At 71.9% G+C, this 17317-nt stretch carries 16 protein-coding genes; 11 read left to right on the top strand and 5 right to left on the bottom strand.

Translation table 11 applies throughout. The annotated features are described in order from the left end of the window. Positions 1 to 43: 43 nt before the first annotated feature. The 5 genes from ACN6LM_RS17040 to ACN6LM_RS17020 form a co-directional block, all read right to left on the bottom strand. Entirely contained in the window at positions 44 to 1102 is a 1059-nt protein-coding gene (locus tag ACN6LM_RS17040; protein ID WP_445066199.1) for a 2-oxoacid:ferredoxin oxidoreductase subunit beta, read from the bottom strand. Continuing rightward, entirely contained in the window at positions 1095 to 3050 is a 1956-nt protein-coding gene (locus ACN6LM_RS17035) for a 2-oxoacid:acceptor oxidoreductase subunit alpha (RefSeq protein ID WP_445066198.1), read from the bottom strand. The genes ACN6LM_RS17040 and ACN6LM_RS17035 overlap by 8 nt, the downstream gene beginning before the upstream one ends. 238 nt (positions 3051 to 3288) lie before the next feature. Then, positions 3289 to 3948: a LuxR C-terminal-related transcriptional regulator gene (locus ACN6LM_RS17030; RefSeq protein WP_164404735.1), complete on the bottom strand. Its 660-nt coding sequence runs from the start codon at positions 3946 to 3948 to the stop codon at positions 3289 to 3291. 141 nt (positions 3949 to 4089) lie between these two features. Next, positions 4090 to 5445 carry a sensor histidine kinase gene (locus tag ACN6LM_RS17025; RefSeq protein WP_445066197.1) on the bottom strand — a complete coding sequence of 452 codons (1356 nt, stop codon included), beginning with the start codon at positions 5443 to 5445 and terminating at the stop codon, positions 4090 to 4092. Between the two features lie 178 nt (positions 5446 to 5623). Further along, positions 5624 to 6823 carry a sensor histidine kinase gene (locus ACN6LM_RS17020; RefSeq protein WP_445066196.1) on the bottom strand — a complete coding sequence of 400 codons (1200 nt, stop codon included), beginning with the start codon at positions 6821 to 6823 and terminating at the stop codon, positions 5624 to 5626. A 202-nt stretch (positions 6824 to 7025) separates the two neighbouring features. Between ACN6LM_RS17020 and ACN6LM_RS17015 the strand changes: the two genes are divergently transcribed. From ACN6LM_RS17015 to ACN6LM_RS16965, 11 genes are all read left to right on the top strand, one after another. Beyond that, entirely contained in the window at positions 7026 to 7448 is a 423-nt protein-coding gene (locus ACN6LM_RS17015; RefSeq protein WP_343242290.1) for an NADH-quinone oxidoreductase subunit A, read from the top strand. Next, positions 7439 to 8059: an NADH-quinone oxidoreductase subunit B gene (locus ACN6LM_RS17010; protein ID WP_445066195.1), complete on the top strand. Its 621-nt coding sequence runs from the start codon at positions 7439 to 7441 to the stop codon at positions 8057 to 8059. The genes ACN6LM_RS17015 and ACN6LM_RS17010 overlap by 10 nt, the downstream gene beginning before the upstream one ends. Then, positions 8056 to 8871 (top strand): NADH-quinone oxidoreductase subunit C, encoded by an 816-nt coding sequence (locus ACN6LM_RS17005; protein ID WP_445066194.1) that lies wholly within the window; start codon positions 8056 to 8058, stop codon positions 8869 to 8871. Before ACN6LM_RS17010 ends, ACN6LM_RS17005 begins: the two co-directional genes overlap by 4 nt. Further along, the gene (locus ACN6LM_RS17000; protein WP_445066193.1) at positions 8868 to 9836 is read left to right on the top strand and encodes a complex I subunit 1/NuoH family protein; all 969 of its coding nucleotides are present in this window, start codon (positions 8868 to 8870) and stop codon (positions 9834 to 9836) included. Before ACN6LM_RS17005 ends, ACN6LM_RS17000 begins: the two co-directional genes overlap by 4 nt. After that, entirely contained in the window at positions 9836 to 10516 is a 681-nt protein-coding gene (locus ACN6LM_RS16995) for a NuoI/complex I 23 kDa subunit family protein (RefSeq protein ID WP_445066192.1), read from the top strand. The genes ACN6LM_RS17000 and ACN6LM_RS16995 overlap by 1 nt, the downstream gene beginning before the upstream one ends. After that, entirely contained in the window at positions 10513 to 11109 is a 597-nt protein-coding gene (locus ACN6LM_RS16990; protein WP_445066191.1) for an NADH-quinone oxidoreductase subunit J family protein, read from the top strand. The genes ACN6LM_RS16995 and ACN6LM_RS16990 overlap by 4 nt, the downstream gene beginning before the upstream one ends. Next, positions 11109 to 11534 (top strand): NADH-quinone oxidoreductase subunit NuoK, encoded by a 426-nt coding sequence (nuoK, locus tag ACN6LM_RS16985; RefSeq protein ID WP_445066190.1) that lies wholly within the window; start codon positions 11109 to 11111, stop codon positions 11532 to 11534. Before ACN6LM_RS16990 ends, nuoK begins: the two co-directional genes overlap by 1 nt. Continuing rightward, a complete protein-coding gene (locus tag ACN6LM_RS16980) occupies positions 11531 to 13531 on the top strand; it encodes an NADH-quinone oxidoreductase subunit 5 family protein (RefSeq protein ID WP_445066189.1) in 2001 nt (666 codons plus the stop codon). Before nuoK ends, ACN6LM_RS16980 begins: the two co-directional genes overlap by 4 nt. A 27-nt stretch (positions 13532 to 13558) precedes the next feature. Beyond that, a complete protein-coding gene (locus ACN6LM_RS16975; protein ID WP_445066200.1) occupies positions 13559 to 15109 on the top strand; it encodes a complex I subunit 4 family protein in 1551 nt (516 codons plus the stop codon). Further along, entirely contained in the window at positions 15106 to 16623 is a 1518-nt protein-coding gene (locus ACN6LM_RS16970) for an NADH-quinone oxidoreductase subunit N (protein ID WP_445066188.1), read from the top strand. The genes ACN6LM_RS16975 and ACN6LM_RS16970 overlap by 4 nt, the downstream gene beginning before the upstream one ends. A gap of 117 nt (positions 16624 to 16740) precedes the next feature. Continuing rightward, the gene (locus tag ACN6LM_RS16965) at positions 16741 to 17205 is read left to right on the top strand and encodes a large conductance mechanosensitive channel protein MscL (protein WP_445066187.1); all 465 of its coding nucleotides are present in this window, start codon (positions 16741 to 16743) and stop codon (positions 17203 to 17205) included. The last annotated feature ends 112 nt before the right edge of the window (positions 17206 to 17317 follow it).

Below are 17317 nucleotides of genomic sequence, written 5' to 3'. Positions count from 1 at the left end.
GAGGGGCAGGTCCGGCGCGCTCTCGCGTACCGGGGGACCGGCGTCAGCCGACCACCGTCCAGTTGTCGTTCCCCGCGAGCAGCGCGGCCAGGTCGCCCTTGCCGTGCCGCTCCACGGCCGCGTCCAGCTGCTGGGCCATCGCCGTGTCGTACACCGGCCGCTCCACGCTGCGCAGCACCCCGATCGGGGTGTGGTGCAGCGTGTCCGCGTCGGCGAGCCGGGACAGCGCGAACGCCGTCGTCGGGCTCGGGGCGTGCGCGTCGTGGACGAGGATCCGCGACTTGTTCTCCTCGGTGACCGCGACGACCTGGAGGTCCCCGGTCAGCGGGTCCCGTACGACACCCTTCGAACCCTCCGCGCCGAAGACGATCGGCTGCCCGTGCTCCAGGCGGATCACCGCCTCCTGGGCCTGGTCCTTGTCCTTCAGGACCTCGAACGCGCCGTCGTTGAAGATGTTGCAGTTCTGGTAGATCTCCACCAGCGCCGTGCCCGGGTGGTCGGCGGCCGCGCGCAGCACGCTCGTGAGGTGCTTGCGGTCCGAGTCGACGGTCCGGGCCACGAACGACGCCTCCGCGCCGATCGCCAGCGACACCGGGTTGAACGGGGCGTCCAGCGAGCCCATCGGCGTCGACTTGGTGATCTTGCCCAGCTCGGAGGTGGGGGAGTACTGCCCCTTGGTCAGCCCGTAGATCCGGTTGTTGAAGAGCAGGATCTTGAGGTTCACGTTGCGGCGCAGCGCGTGGATGAGGTGGTTGCCGCCGATGGACAGCGCGTCGCCGTCACCGGTGACGACCCACACCGACAGGTCCCGCCGCGAGGTGGCCAGGCCGGTCGCGATCGACGGGGCGCGGCCGTGGATCGAGTGCATCCCGTACGTGTTCATGTAGTACGGGAAACGCGAGGAGCAGCCGATGCCGGAGATGAAGACGATGTTCTCCTTCGCCAGACCGAGGTCGGGCATGAAGCCCTGCACGGCGGCGAGGACCGCGTAGTCACCGCAGCCGGGGCACCAGCGCACCTCCTGGTCCGACTTGAAGTCCTTCATGGACTGCTTCGCCTCGGCCTTGGGCACCAGCTGGAGCAGTTCGTTCACCTCAGGCATCGATGGCCTCCTCAAGAGCTGCCGCGAGCTGCTCGGCCTTGAACGGCATGCCGTTGACCTGGTTGTAACTGTGCGCGTCCACCAGGTACTTGGCGCGGATGAGCGTGGCCAGCTGACCGAGGTTCATCTCGGGGACGACCACCTTGTCGTAACGCTTCAGGACCTCGCCCAGATTCCGCGGGAACGGGTTGATGTGGCGCAGATGGGCCTGTGCGATGGAGCGCCCCGAGGCGCGCAGCCGGCGCACGGCGGCGGTGATCGGGCCGTACGTCGAGCCCCAGCCCAGCACCAGCGTGCGCGCCTCCGCGGGGTCGTCCACCTCCACGTCCGGGACCTCGATGCCGTCCACCTTGGCCTGCCGGGTGCGGACCATGAAGTCGTGGTTGGCGGGGTCGTACGAGATGTTGCCGGTGCCGTCCTGCTTCTCGATGCCGCCGATGCGGTGTTCGAGGCCGGGCGTGCCCGGGACCGCCCACGGGCGGGCCAGCGTCTGCGGGTCGCGCTTGTACGGCCAGAACACCTCGGTGCCGTCGGCCAGTTCGTGGTTCGGGCCGCCGGCGAACTGGACGCGCAGGTCCGGGAGCCGGTCGAGCTCCGGGATGCGCCAGGGCTCGGAGCCGTTGGCCAGGTAGCCGTCGGAGAGCAGGAAGACCGGGGTGCGGTAGGTCAGGGCGATCCGGGCCGCGTCCAGCGCCGCGTCGAAGCAGTCGGCCGGGGTGCGCGGGGCCACGATCGGCACCGGCGCCTCGCCGTTGCGCCCGTACATCGCCTGGAGCAGGTCCGCCTGCTCGGTCTTGGTGGGCAGCCCGGTCGACGGGCCGCCGCGCTGGATGTCCACGATGAGCAGCGGCAGTTCGAGCGAGACCGCCAGCCCGATGGTCTCCGACTTCAGCGCCACACCGGGCCCGGACGTCGTCGTCACGGCGAGCGCACCGCCGAACGCGGCGCCCAGCGCGGCACCGATGCCCGCGATCTCGTCCTCGGCCTGGAAGGTGCGCACGCCGAAGTTCTTGTGCTTGCTCAGCTCGTGCAGGATGTCCGAGGCCGGCGTGATCGGGTACGAGCCGAGGTAGACCGGAAGATCGGCCTGGCGGCCCGCGGCGATCAGCCCGTAGGCCAGGGCGAGGTTCCCCGAGATGTTCCGGTAGGTGCCGGCGGGGAACGCCTGCGAGGCCGGCGCCACCTCGTAACTGACGGCGAAGTCCTCCGTCGTCTCGCCGAAGTTCCACCCGGCCCGGTAGGCGACCACGTTCGCCTCGGCGATCTGCGGCTTCTTGGCGAACTTCGCCCGCAGGAACGCCTCGGTGCCCTCGGTCGGCCGGTGGTACATCCAGGACAGCAGCCCGAGCGCGAACATGTTCTTCGAGCGCTCGGCCTCCTTGCGGGAGAGCCCGAACTCCTTCAGCGCCTCGATCGTCAGCGTGGTCAGCGGCACCGGATGGACGTTGTACGCCTCCAGCGAGCCGTCTTCCAGCGGGTTGGTCTCGTACCCGACCTTCGCCATCGGCCGCTTCGTGAACTCATCGGTGTTCACGATGATTTCGGCCCCGCGCGGCACGTCGGCGATGTTCGCCTTCAGCGCCGCCGGGTTCATCGCGACCAGCACGTTCGGCGCGTCACCCGGGGTCAGGATGTCGTGGTCGGCGAAGTGCAGCTGGAACGACGAGACCCCCGGCAGGGTGCCCGCGGGGGCGCGGATCTCGGCGGGGAAGTTCGGCAGCGTGGAGAGGTCGTTCCCGAAGGACGCCGTCTCCGAGGTGAACCGGTCACCCGTGAGCTGCATGCCGTCACCCGAGTCACCCGCGAAGCGGATGATCACCCGGTCCAGACGGCGGACTTCCTTCTCGCCGATTCCCGCGGCTGCGGACTGGGGGGCACGCTGTCCCCCTACGAGCGCCTCATCGGCCTCGTCGGCCTGTTCGGCTGGGCTACTGACCTGGCTGGTCACTTACTGGACCTCCCTCGGCACGGCGGCTCGGAACCGTCCGGCCCGCCGGAGGTCCCCCGCCCACCCTACGTCCGTAAGGGTCGCCTTCCTCCGGCAGATCACATGATGGACGGCAATTTGAGACGCGATTCGGCGCGTTGGCGTATTGGATGCTGAGACCTCCAACGGCGCTGCCCGGTCATGATCCACCAGCCGCGCGGCTCCCCGTCGGACCCGCGCCCGGGCCGGTCGTGCCGCGTCAGGAGTTCAGATACGTCAGCACCGCCAGCACCCGGCGGTGGTCGCCCTCGCTCGGAGCCAGGCCCAGTTTCTGGAAGATGTTGCTGACGTGCTTCTCGACCGCCCCGTCGCTCACCACCAGCTGCTTGGCCACCGCGGAGTTCGTACGCCCCTCCGCCATCAGGCCCAGCACCTCGCGCTCACGCGGCGTCAGCCCGGCCAGCACGTCCTGCTTCCGGCTGCGGCCCAGCAGCTGCGCCACCACCTCCGGGTCCAGCGCCGTACCGCCCTGCGCCACCCGGACCACCGCGTCCACGAACTCCCGGACCTCGGCGACCCGGTCCTTCAGCAGATACCCGACGCCCCGGCTGGACCCGGCCAGCAGCTCGGTGGCGTACTGCTCCTCCACGTACTGCGACAGGACCAGCACCCCGATCCCCGGGTAGTCCCGGCGCAGCCGCACCGCCGCCCGGACGCCCTCGTCGGTGTGGGTCGGGGGCATCCGCACGTCCGCGACCACCACGTCCGGCAGCTCGCCCTGCCCGGCGAGGTCCCCGATCGTCTTGATCAGCGCCTCCGCGTCCCCGACGCCCGCGACGACGTCATGCCCCAGATCGGTCAGCAACCGGGTCAGTCCCTCCCGGAGCAGTACCGAATCCTCGGCGATGACCACGCGCACCCTGTCCTCCACCACGACGCTGTTTCCCCCACTGCTCGCTCGCTGGCACGACCCGTACGCCGTACAGCATCCCAGTATCGGCAGTGACGTCGCGAGTGTGCGCGGGGTTGACCGCGGAGGTGCCGTGCCGTGGATCCGCGGTCAGCCGCGCCAGGGCAGCTCCGCCGTGACCTTCGTCGGGCCGCCCACCGGCGAGTCGACCACCAGGACCCCGTCGACGGCGTCCAGCCGCTCGGCCAGCCCGGCGAGCCCGCTGCCGGACGCCGGGTCGGCGCCGCCGCGCCCGTCGTCGGTCACCTGGAGCAGCAGGCGGTCCTCCGTGCGCCACACGTCGACCGAGGCGCGGGTGGCGCCGGCGTGCTTGCTGACGTTCTGGAGGAGTTCGGAGACGGTGAAGTACGCGATGCCCTCGATGGCCTGCGCGGGCCGGGACGGCAGGTCCACCTCCACGCCGACCGGCACGGTGCAGCGCGAGGCGACGGCGGAGAGGGCGGCGTCCAGGCCGCGGTCGGTGAGGACGGCGGGGTGGATGCCCCGGGCGAGGTCGCGGAGTTCCTGGAGGGCGACCTTGACCTCTCCGTGCGCCTCGTCCACCATGCGGGCCGCGGCCTCGGGGTCGTTCGTCAGCTTCTCCTTGGCGAGGCCGAGGTCCATGGCGAGGGCGACGAGCCTGGCCTGCGCCCCGTCGTGCAGGTCGCGCTCGATGCGGCGCAGGTCCGCGGCGGCCGTGTCCACGACGACACCGCGGTCGGACTCCAGCTCCGTGACGCGCTCCGCCAGCCGGGACGGGCTCAGCAGCCCCGCCACCATCAGCCGGTCCACGGTCGCCAGGCCCCGGATCACCCAGGGGGTCATGAGGACGACGCCCAGGCCCACACCGGCGGTCAGCGCGAGATCGAAGCCCGAGTCGAGGTAGACCTCGTGCTGGGCGTCCCCGTACAGCTGGATGCCCGAGACGCCGGCGTGCGAGGGCACGAACCAGTGCCACAGCGGGTAGGTGAGCGCCGCCCAGCCCCACACCTGGAGCGTCAGCGCCACGCAGAACGCGAAGACCGCCCACGGGAAGTGCAGCAGCGAGTACAGCAGGTGGCGCCAGGACACCCCGCTCTTCAGGACCGCGCCGACCCAGGACATCAGCCCGCCCTTCCGGCCGCGCGCCGGCGCCGGATCGGGCACGTCCAGCCGCAGCAGCGCCCGCGCCCGGGTCCGCTCCAGCGCCCCGAAGCCCCGGCACATGACCAGGCCCGCGGCCAGCACCGGAATGCCCAGGAAGGTGACGAGCAGGCCCGCGCCCAGCGAGACCATGGTGATCGAGAAGGAGAAGAGCACGACGCTGATCGGCAGGCTCAGCATCAGGTACCAGAACTCGCGCCAGGTCCTGCCCTCCAGGGGCGCCCGCAGCGCGGCCGGCAGGACGTGCCGCCGCGTGGGTCGGTCCCCGAGGCCGCTTCCCGACCGCTGAGGGTTTCGTGTGTCCGGTCCGTATGCCGTGGCCATGGGATTCCGTCCGTTTCTTCCGCGTCCGTGAAGGTGCTTGCGTGAATGTGCGTGCGTGGATCTGCGTGCGTGGATCTGCGTGCCTGCTGTACTTCAAGACTGCGGGCCCGGGCGCTTCCGCACCATGAGGACGGTCTCCGTCTCGGACCGGGGGTTTTCCCCACCCCCGTGACGCCCGTTACGCGCCGCGCGTCCCGGCCGCGCTCTTCTCGGCGCCCCGGTCGCGCCACGGCAGCTCCGCCGTGACGGTCGTCGGGCCGCCGGCGGGCGATTCGAGTACGAAGACCCCGTCCACGGCGTCCAGCCGCTCGGCCAGCCCCGCCATGCCCGTGCCGCCGTCCATGGAAGCCCCGCCCCGCCCGTCGTCGCCGACCTGGATGAGCAGCCGGTCGCCGGAGCGCCACACGTCGACGGACGCGGTCCGGGCCCCGCTGTGCTTGCTGACGTTCTGGAGGAGTTCGGAGACGGTGAAGTACGCGATGCCCTCGATGGCCTGCGCCGGGCGCCCCGGAAGCTCCACCCGTACGGTGACGGGCACGGTGCAGCGCGAGGCGATCGCGGAGAGGGCGGCGTCCAGGCCGCGGTCGGTGAGGACGGCGGGGTGGATGCCCCGGGCGAGGTCGCGGAGTTCCTGGAGGGCGACCTTGACCTCGCCGTGTGCCTCGTCCACCATGCGGGCCGCGGCCTCGGGGTCGTTCGTCAGCTTCTCCTTGGCGAGGCCGAGGTCCATGGCGAGGGCGACGAGCCTGGCCTGCGCCCCGTCGTGCAGGTCGCGCTCGATGCGGCGCAGGTCCGCGGCGGCCGTGTCGACCACCACGCCCCGGTCCGACTCCAGTTCCGCGATGCGGCGCTCCAGGTCGTCGGAGGGGGAGAGCAGCCCGCGCACCATGGCCCGGTCCGCGTTGCCCATCAGCCGCGCCGCGAAGGGGAGCGCCGGCCACACGACGAGGCAGACGAGGGTCACGACGAAGGTGAGGATGCCCCACGGGAGCCGGATGAACGAGTACAGCGCCGCCCGCCAGGCGACCGGGTCGCGCAGACCGGTCCACAGCCACGCGAAGAACCCGTCGTCCTCGCGGCCCCGGGCCAGTGGGCTCGGCTCCTCGACCCTGACTCCCAGGAGCTTCCGGGCCCGGGCGCGCTCGGCGCGTCCGATCAGCCGGGAACCCTGGAGCCCGGCGGCCAGCAGCGGCAGACCGATGACGGTGACCGCGAGGCCCACACCGATCGCGATCATCAACACCGTGTAGACAAATCCGACGATCGCCATCGGCAGGTTGGCGAGGAGGTGCGCGACCTCCTTCCACGTCCACCGGCCGAAGGCGAAGCGGACAGGAGGCGGCCCGTCGTGGGCGGGCACCTGGGGGCTCATGGTCATACGCCCAGCCTGCCGGGCGCGCGAGGCGGATGCCATGGGGCTCGTGGGTGAGGTGAAGTAGGGATATCCCTACCTGTGCGCCCCACCCGTGCCTCTCCCGTTCCCCGTCCGTTGCCCGACGCAACTGCTTACCCGTCCTTTACAGGGCCTAGACTCCCGTGCGTACAGATCGTGGGACGGGGCTAGGGAGCGAGGGGCGGACGTGACGGGTCTTCCCGGTGCGGCATCGACACCGGCGCGGACGGTGCTCGCGTCGTCGGACTACTTCCACGCGTACTCGGTGGTCGGACTGCTCGCCGTGGTCGGCGTCCTGTTCGTCGCCGTCGCGTTCGGCGCGGGCCGGCTGCTGCGGCCGGTGGTCCCGACGCCGGAGAAGCTGCTCACCTACGAGTGCGGCGTGGACCCGGTGGGGGAGGGCTGGGCGCACACCCAGGTCCGCTACTACGTGTACGCCTTCCTGTACGTGATCTTCGCCGTCGACTCGATCTTCCTCTTCCCCTGGGCGACGGTCTTCGCGGCGCCGGGCTACGGCGCGACCACGCTGGTCGAAATGTTCATCTTCCTCGGTTTCCTGGCCGTGGGACTGCTCTACGCATGGAAGAAGGGCGTCCTCGAATGGACGTGACGAGCCCGTCGTCGGCCGGGGCGGGGGACGAACCCGCCGCCGTACCCACGTTCCTCCCGGAACCGAAGCGCCTGGGCGTCCTGTCCAGGCTCGCACCGGAACCGATGAAGGTGGTCCTCAACTGGGGCCGCCGCTACAGCCTCTGGGTCTTCAACTTCGGACTCGCCTGCTGCGCCATCGAATTCATCGCCGCCTCCATGGCGCGTCACGACTTCATCCGGCTCGGCGTGATCCCCTTCGCGCCGGGCCCGCGCCAGGCCGACCTCATGATCGTCTCCGGCACGGTGACGGACAAGATGGCCCCGGCGGTCAAGCGCCTGTACGAGCAGATGCCCGAGCCCAAGTACGTCATCTCCTTCGGCGCCTGCTCCAACTGCGGCGGCCCGTACTGGGACTCGTACTCCGTGACCAAGGGCGTCGACCAGATCATTCCCGTCGACGTCTACGTCCCCGGCTGCCCGCCCCGGCCCGAGGCGCTGCTCCAGGGCATCCTGAAGCTCCAGGAGAAGATCGCGCGCGAGTCGCTGGGGGAGCGTTACGCCGAGGCGGCGGGCGGCCGCCCGCCGACGGAGGCGCTGCGCAGCGGACTGGTGAAGGGGGACGGGAAGTGACCCTCTTCGACCGCCTCCCGGACGCGGTGACCGAGGTCTTCGGCGAGGACGCGAGGGCGGAACAGGCGTACGACCTGCTGACGGTCGACGTCCTGCCCACCGCGTGGACCGCCGCCCTCGAAACGGCCCGCGACACCTTGGGCTGCACGTATTTCGACTGGCTGAGCGCGGTGGACGAACCGGGCACCGGCTTCCGGGTGTGCGCGCACGTGGCGGCGCTGCCGTCCGCCGGGTGCGGTGTACGGCGGTTGCTGCTCAGGACCACGGTGCCGCACGAGGCCCCGTCCCTGCCGACGGCGATCGGCGTGTACGCGGGGGCCGCCTGGCACGAACGCGAGACGCACGAGATGTTCGGCGTCGCCTTCGAGGACCACCCCCACCTGGTCCCCCTCCTCCTCCCCGAGAACTTCGAGGGCCACCCCCTCCGCAAGGACTTCGTCCTGGCCGCCCGCGTCGCGAAGGCATGGCCGGGCGCGAAGGAACCGGGCGAGTCGGACCACGGCGGCCCGAAGCGCCGCACGATGCTCCCGCCGGGCGTCCCGGACCCGAACGAGTGGGGCCCGTTGAAGGGCCAGCTCCCGCCGGCCCCGTCCCGCCCGGCACGGCGTGCCCGTACGGCGGGCGACGCGACCCCGGGGGCCCCGGCGGAACCCCGCCCGCGCCGCAGCCGCAGCGCCTCCCAGGGCTCGGCGAGCCAGCAGGCGCCGGGCGCGCCGGAGACGCCGGACGCCCCGTGGCACAACGCGCCGGAGGCCCGGCCCCCGGCCCGGCCCGACCACCCCACCCCCGACAACGGAGGCGATCCCGAGTGACCGACGCCCTGGACGTCGCCCTCCGCATCGTCATCGTCTTCGCCGTCTTCATGGTCCTCCCCCTCGTCGTCGGCCAGACCGAACACAAGGTCATGGCCCACATGCAGGGCCGCCTCGGCCCCATGTACGCGGGCGGCTTCCACGGCTGGGCCCAGCTCGTCGCCGACGGCGTCAAGTTCGCCCAGAAGGAGGACATCGTCCCCGCCGGCGCCGACCGCAAGGTCTTCCGCCTGGCGCCGGCCGTGGCCCTCCTCCCGTACCTGCTCGTCCTGGTCGCGATCCCGATCGGCCCCGGAGAGGGCGCGGTCGGCCAGGCCGTCGACGCGGGCATCTTCTTCGTGCTCGCCGTCATGGGCGTGGGCGTACTCGGCTCGTTGATGGCCGGATGGGCGTCGGCCAACAAGTTCTCCCTGCTCGGCGGCCTCCGCACCGCCGCGCAACTCCTCGCGTACGAGCTGCCGATGCTGCTCGCCGCCGCCTCGGTGGCGATGGCGGCGGGCACGGTCTCGCTGCCCGGCATCCTCGACGCGTTCGAGTGGTGGTGGCTGCCCTGGCAGATCATCGGCGCCCTGGTCTTCTTCGTGGCCGGACTCGCCGAACTCCAGCGCCCGCCGTTCGACATGCCGGTCGCCGACTCGGAGATCATCTTCGGCGCGTACACCGAGTACACCGGCCTCCGCTTCGCGCTGTTCCTGCTCGCCGAGTACGCCGGCATCGTCGTGCTGTGCGGGCTGACCACAGTCCTGTTCCTCGGCGGCTGGCACGGCCCGCTGGGCGCCGACGGACTCGGCTGGGTCTGGACCCTGCTGAAGACCGGCATCCTCGCGTTCGTCGTGATCTGGCTGCGCGTGAGCTACCCGCGGCTGCGCGAGGACCAGCTGCAGAAGCTCGCCTGGACGACCCTCATCCCGCTCGCTCTCGCGCAGATCGCGCTCACCGGCATCGTGAAGGTGGCGATCAACTAGTGCCCCCGATCCCCGGCTCAGGTCTGGCCAAGGGCCTCGCCGTCACCCTGCGGACGATGACGAAGAAGACCGTCACCGCCCAGTACCCGGACGTGCAGCCCGAACTGCCGCCCCGCTCGCGCGGCGTGATCGCGCTGTTCGAGGAGAACTGCACGGTCTGCATGCTGTGCGCCCGCGAGTGCCCCGACTGGTGCATCTACATCGACTCCCACAAGGAGACGGTGCCGGCCGCGGCCCCGGGCGGCCGCGAACGCAGCCGCAACGTGCTCGACCGCTTCGCGATCGACTTCTCGCTCTGCATGTACTGCGGCATCTGCATCGAGGTCTGCCCGTTCGACGCGCTGTTCTGGTCGCCGGAGTTCGAGTACGCGGAGACGGACATCCTGGACCTCACCCATGAGCGCGACAAGCTGCGCGACTGGATGTGGACGGTCCCGGAGCCGCCCGCGCTCGACCCGCGCGCCGAGGAACCGAAGGAGCTCGCCGCGGCCCGCAAGACGGCCGACAAGCTCCGCGCCCAGCAGGCGCAGGACGACGCGGCGCAGGACGACGCGGCGCGGGACGACGCGGCGCGGGGCAACGCGGCGCGGGACGACGCGGCGCGGGACGACGCGGCGCGGAACGACGCGGCGCAGGGCAACACGGCGCAGGGCAACACGGCGCGGGAGGGCAACGAGTGATCACCGACCTCGCGGCCGCCTCGGCGGCCCCCGGCTTCCTCTCCCCGACCGGCGTGGAGATCGCCTTCGTCCTCGTCGGCATCGCCACCCTCGGCGCCGCCCTGGTGACCGTCACGACCAGGCAGCTGGTGCACGCCGCCCTCTGGCTGATCGTGGCGCTCGGCGGCCTCGCCGTCGAGTACCTCCTGCTCACGGCGGAGTTCATCGCCTGGGTGCAGGTACTGATCTACGTGGGTTCCGTCGTCGTCCTCCTCCTGTTCGGCCTGATGCTCACCAGGGCCCCCATCGGCCGCTCCCCGGACGCCGACTCGGAGAACCGCTGGGCCGCCCTCGCGGTGGCCGCCGCCTCCGCCGCCGCCCTGGTCTGGGTCGTCGTGGACGCCTTCCGTACGACGTGGATCGAGCTGGACGGGCCCGCCCAGGGCTCCACGAAGGTCACCGGCTCCTTCCTCTTCCGCAACTGGGTGCTCCCCTTCGAAGCGCTCTCCGTCCTGCTGCTCGCCGCCCTGGTCGGCGCGATCGTCCTCTCCCGCAAGGGCGGCACGGCAGCGGACCGGGCCGGCACCACCCCGCCCCGAGAGGACGCGCGCTGATGCACCTCGCCTATCCCGCGGTGCTCGCCGCCCTCCTCTTCTGTACCGGGCTGTACGGAGTCCTCGCCCGCCGCAACGCGATCCTCGTCCTGATGTCCGTCGAGCTGATGCTCAACGCCGTCAACCTCAACCTCGTCGCGTTCGACGTCTGGCTCCGCGACCGCCTCCACTCCGGCCAGGCCCTCACCCTGTTCACCATCGCCATCGCGGCGGCGGAGATCGGCATCGGCCTGGCGATCGTCCTCGCCGTGTACCGCAACCGGGGCAGCTCCGAGGTCGACCGCCTCCGCGACACCGCCGAGACCGACGAGGCCGAGACCGTCCCGGCCGGCGACGACGAGGACGACGCCCCCGCCCTCACCGACCCCGAAGACCAGGCCACTGCTGCGGCAGGGAAGGCAAAGAAGGCAGAGGCCACCCCGTGACCACCACGACCCTCGCCGTCCTCGTCCCCCTCCTCCCGTTCCTGGGCGCCGCCGCCGGTCTGCTCCTCGGCCGCACCGCGCCCGCCTACGTGCGCCCGCTCGCCGTACTGCCCTCCCTCGTCTCGCTCGTCCTCGCCGCCACCGTCGCCGCCCGCCAGGGCGGCGGCCGGGCCATCGACGCGGCGACCCAGCTCACCCCCACCGGCTCCGTCCCCATCGACCTCGCGCTGCACCTCGACGGCTTCGCCGTCCTCGTCGCCGTGCTGGTCGCCCTCGTCGCGAGCTGCGTGCAGATCTACTCGACCGCGTACCTCCGCGACGACCCCCGCTACCCCTCGTACGCGGCGCTGGTCTCCCTCTTCACCTCCGCGATGCTGCTCGTCGTCTACTCCGGGGACCTGATGGTGCTGCTGGTCGGCTGGGAGGTCATGGGCATCTGCTCGTACTTCCTGGTCGGCCACTACTGGGAGACGCCCGAGGCGCGCGCCGCGTCCCTGAAGGCGTTCCTGGTCACCAAGCTGGGCGACGTCCCCTTCCTCATCGGCCTGTTCGCGCTCGCCGCCGACACCGGCTCCTTCCGCATCACCCGCATCCTGGGCGCCGTCGCCCACGGCGGCCTCGATCACCCGACGCTCATCGCGCTCCTCCTCCTGGCCGGAGTGGCGGGCAAGTCCGCGCAGTTCCCCCTGCACACCTGGCTGCCCGACGCCATGGCCGGCCCCACCCCCGTCTCGGCGCTGATCCACGCGGCGACGATGGTCGCCGCCGGGATCTACTTCGTCGCCCGCCTCCTCCCCGTCTTCGCCGCGTCCGGCGCGGCCCTGGTGGTCCTCGCGGTGATGGCGGCCGTCACGATGATCGGGTCCGGGCTCGCCGCGCTCGCCCAGGACGACATCAAGCGCGTCCTCGCCTACTCGACCATCGGGCAGCTCGGCTACATGTCGGGCGCCCTGGCCGTCGGCGACCGGGGGGCCGCCGTCTTCCACCTCGTCTCGCACGGTGCCTTCAAAGCGGTCCTCTTCCTCGCGGCCGGCGTCGTCATCCACGCCGCCGGCACCAATTCACTGGCCGCCATGTCCCGGATGAGCGGCCTCGCCCGCCGCATCCCGGACGCCTACTGGACGATGACCGTCGCGCTGCTCGCGCTCGCCGCGATCCCCCCGTTCGCCGGCTTCTTCTCCAAGGAAGCCGTCCTCGTCGCCGCCGAGCACACCGCGCTCGGCGACCGGCACGTCGCCCCGGCCGCCGCGGGCTGGACGGTCCTCGTCGCCGGGCTGCTGGCCGCCGTGCTCACCGCCGCCTACGCCACCCGGCTCTGGCTCCTCGCCTTCCGGGGCCGGGGCGCCGAGGCCCCCGACCACGGCAGGCAGCCCGCCGCCATGACGGCCGTCCTCTGGGTGCTGGCCGTCCCGACCATCGCCCTCGGGCTGAGCGCCGGCGTCATCGGCGACTGGTTCGACGGCCACCGCCTCGTCCCCTCGCTGACCACCGCCGTCCTGTCCACCGGCGTCGGCCTCGTCGGCGGACTGGTCACCTACGGGGCCTGGCGCCACACCACCGCGCTCGCCGCCCGTGTCCCCATGGGCTCGGTCGTCGCGCACCCGGACGCGGAACCGGCCCTCGTGGAGATCGAGGCCATCGAGGCCCGCACCGCCGCCTACGGCCCGGCCGGGGACGCCCCGGACCCCGCCGACCCCGGACGCCTGCTGCTCGGCCCGCTCCACCGCCACGCGGCCACCGGCTTCCACCTCGACGCCCTGTACGCGGCGCTGTTCGTCCGCCCCGTCCAGGCCGCGGCCCGCCTCGTCCGCTTCCTGGACCGCGAGGTCGTCGAGACCTACGTACGCGGCTCCGCCACCGGCGCACGCTGGCTCGGCACGGCCGTCCGCCGCGCCCAGACCGGCAACGTGCAGACCTACCTCAGCGCACTGCTGGCCGGTTCCCTGGTCCTGGCGGTCGCCGCCGTCGTCTTCGCCAACGTCAACGCGGGGTCCTGAGCCGTGATCGATATCAGCGCATCCGTGATGCAGTTCCTTCTGGCGTTCGTCGTCGTCGGCCCGCTCATCGGCGCCGTCGCCGCCCTGCTCCCGGCCCCGCCCGGACTGAAGGGCCGCAGCCCCGACCAGGCCGTGCTCCGCCACGGCGTGACCGTCACCGGGGTCATCCTCCTGGCGACCCTGGTGCTGGCCGCCGGCTTCGACCACGACCACCCGTCGAAGATGCAGGCCACCACCGACATCAGCTGGATCCCGGCGCTGGACGTGCGCATCCACCTCGGCATCGACGGCATCTCGCTCCCCCTGCTCGTACTGACCGCGCTGCTGACCTTCCTCTGCGCGCTCTACAGCTACTTCAAGCTGCCCGAAGGCCCCTCCCCGAAGGCGTTCGTCGCGCTCGTCCTCCTCCTGGAGTCCGGCACCCTCGCCACCTTCGCCGTCCTCGACCTGATCCTGTTCTTCCTGGCGTTCGAGATGGTGCTCATCCCGATGTACTTCCTGATCGCCCGATGGGGCGGTGCGGGGAGGCAGGCGGCGGCCTGGAAATTCATCCTCTACACACTGCTCGGCTCGGTCGTCATGCTGCTGGGCCTGCTCCTCATCGGACTGAAGAGCGGCACCTTCGACATGGTGGCACTCGCCACTGACAACGGCCGCGGGCTCACCTCGTCCGTGCAGGTCACCGCCGTTCTGGCGATCGGGGTCGGGCTCGCCGTGAAGACCCCGATGTGGCCGCTGCACAGCTGGCTGCCCGACGCCCACACCGCCGCCCCGACCGTCGGCTCCGTGCTCCTCGCGGGCGTCCTGCTGAAGATGGGCACGTACGGGTTCGTCCGCATCCTGCTCCCGGTCGCCCCGGACGGGATGCACACCTTCGCCCCGTACCTCGCGGCCTTCGCCGTCGCCGGGATCGTCTACGGGTCGCTCGCCTGCCTGGCCCTCGCCCGGCCCGGCGCCAAGGGCGACCTGAAGCGGCTCATCGCGTACTCCTCCGTCGGCCACATGGGCTTCGTGCTCCTCGGCATCGCGAGCATGACCCCCACCGGCGTCAACGGCGCGCTCTTCGCCAACATCGCCCACGGGCTCATCACCGGCCTGCTGTTCTTCCTGGTCGGCGCCGTCAAGGACCGGTACGGCACCGCCGACCTGGACACCCTCGCCGGGGCCACCGGCGCCGCCCTCTACGGCCGCGCGCCCCGCCTCGGCGGCCTCCTCGCGTTCGCCGCGGTCGCCTCCCTCGGGCTGCCGGGGCTCGCCGGTTTCTGGGGCGAGATGCTCGCCCTGTTCGGCGCGTTCGACCCGGCCGAGGGGCTGAGCCGGCCCGCCTTCCTGACGTTCATGTCGATCGCCGCGTTCGGCACCCTGCTCACCGCCGCGTACCTCCTGATCGTGGTCCGCCGCGTCTGCATGGGCGCGAACCGCGACGAACCGCGGGCGATCGCCGACGTCCAGAGCTACGAATTCGCCGCCTGGACCCCCCTCGCGGCCCTCACCGTCCTCGCCGGCCTGTGGCCCGCCGTCCTCCTCGGCCTCACCGACCCGGCCGTGCAGAAGCTCCTCGCAGGAGGCAAGTCGTGACCACAGCGGCCGAGAGCGCCACCAGCCTCGTCCAGTCCGTCGACTGGCTCGCCATCGCGCCCCCGCTCACCGCCGCGGCCGTCGCCCTCGTCGTCCTGGTCGCCGACCTCTTCGTCACCGAGGCCCGCAAACCGCTCCTCGGCCACGGGGCCGTCGCCGGCCTCGTCGCCGCGCTCGCCCTGATCATCCCGCTCCACGACGGCGACCGCTCCACCTTCTGCCTCACCACGGGCAGCCACGCGTGCAGCTACACCGCCGACCACTTCACGCTGGTCATCCAGGCCCTCGTGCTCGGCGGCGCGCTGCTCACCGCGCTGCTCTCCCTCGGCGACACCCGCAAGCTGCCGGCCGGCGAGTTCTGGTTCCTGCTGCTGTCGTCCGCCGCCGGGGCCGCGCTCCTGCCCGCGTCCCGGGACCTCGCCACGCTGGTCGTCGCCCTCGAAGTCGCCTCGCTGCCCGCGTTCGCGCTCGTCGGCATCAAGCGCGGCGACCGGCGCTCCTCCGAGGCCGCGCTGAAGTTCTTCCTGTCGTCCGTGACCGCCACCGCCGTGATGCTCCTCGGCGTCAGCTTCGTGTACGCGGCCACCGGCACGCTCCACCTCACCGACCTGGCCGGCCGCCTCGGCCACGTCGACCCGGGGCTCTCCACTCTCGCCGGGGCGGGCGTCGCGCTGACCCTCGTCGGCTTCGCCTTCAAGACGGCCGCCGCGCCCTTCCACTTCTGGGTGCCCGACACCTACGTCGGCGCGCCCCTGCCCATCGCCGCCTACCTCTCGGTCGTCGGCAAGGCGGTCGGCTTCACCGGCCTCATCCTCGTCACCGTGATCGCCTTCCCGGCGTACGCGGACGTGTGGGGCCCCGCCCTCGCGGTCCTCGCCGCGCTCACGATGACCGTCGGCAACGTCGCCGCGCTGCGCCAGAACGCTTCCCGCGCGCGCAGCGCCGTACGCCTGCTCGCCTGGTCCTCCGTCGCCCAGGCCGGGTACCTGCTCGTTCCGATCGCCGCCGCCGCGTACGCCGGGGAGCGCAGGATCGGTTCCACCGTCGCGTACGCCCTGATGTACGCCGTCGTGAACTTCGGCGCGTTCGCGGTGGCCGCCCTGGTCGCCCGTACCCGCCCCGGCAACCGTCTCGACGACTACCGCGGCCTGTACGCCACCCGGCCCCTGGCCGCCCTCGCGCTGGCGTTCTTCCTGCTCTGCCTGGCCGGGCTGCCCCCGGGCATCATCGGGCTCTTCGCCAAGGTCACGGTGTTCTCCGCCGCCGTCGACGCGGGCCTGGGCTGGCTCGCCGTCGTGATGGCCGTCAACGTCGTCGTCGCCCTGTACTACTACCTCCGGTGGACCGCCGCCCTGTTCCGCGCTCCCGCGGACGGGGAAGAGGCCGCGCCCGCCGTACGGCACCGCGTCCCGGCGCCCCTGACCGCCGCGATCGTCCTCACCGCGGCCGCCGGAGTCGCCCTGTCGGGCGCCCCGCAGACCGTTCTGAGATTCGCCGCCGTCAATCTCTTCTGACGTCGTTCACCTGTTCTACAGGTGACAAGATCGGTTTGCCCCCGGGCACCCGCACAGGGCAGGGTCGGTGCCTTCGGGACGCGTACGACGTTCACATCACCACAAGGAGTCAGAGCAGTGCTGAGCGGGTTCAAGGACTTCATCCTGCGCGGGAACGTCATCTCCATGGCGGTCGGACTCGCCGTCGGAGCCGCCTTCACCGCGGTCGTCACCGGATTCAGCAACGGCTTCATCGTGCCGCTGATCGGCATCATCACGCGGGGCACGGGCGACTTCAGCCACGCCCACTTCACGGTCGACGGCGTGAAGTTCCCCTACGGCCTCTTCATCGCCGCCGCGATCGCCTTCATCATCACCGCCGCGGTCCTCTACTTCGGTGTCGTCATGCCGATGGCCAAGGTCCAGGACCGCTTCACCGCCAAGAAGGGCGACGAGCCCGTCGACATCAAGGCCGCCCTGCGCGACTGCCCCCGCTGCTACACCCCGATCCCGGCCATCGCCTCCCGCTGCGCCCACTGCACCAGCGAGGTCGAGCCCGACCCCGAGGCCCTGGAACTCGCGAAGCTCCCCGCCCCGCGCTGAGCGAGGCACCGCACACCTCCACCCGGACGGCCCAGAGCCGGACCCCGCGCGTACAGCGGGGCCCGCCTGGGCCGTCGGGCCGTCCGCACCAGGGAACTCGCTCCCGCCGCCT

This window comes from Streptomyces sp. SAS_281 (assembly GCF_052542855.1).
Note: the sequence above shows the minus strand (reverse complement) of the source record. Positions and strands in the feature narration are given on the sequence as shown.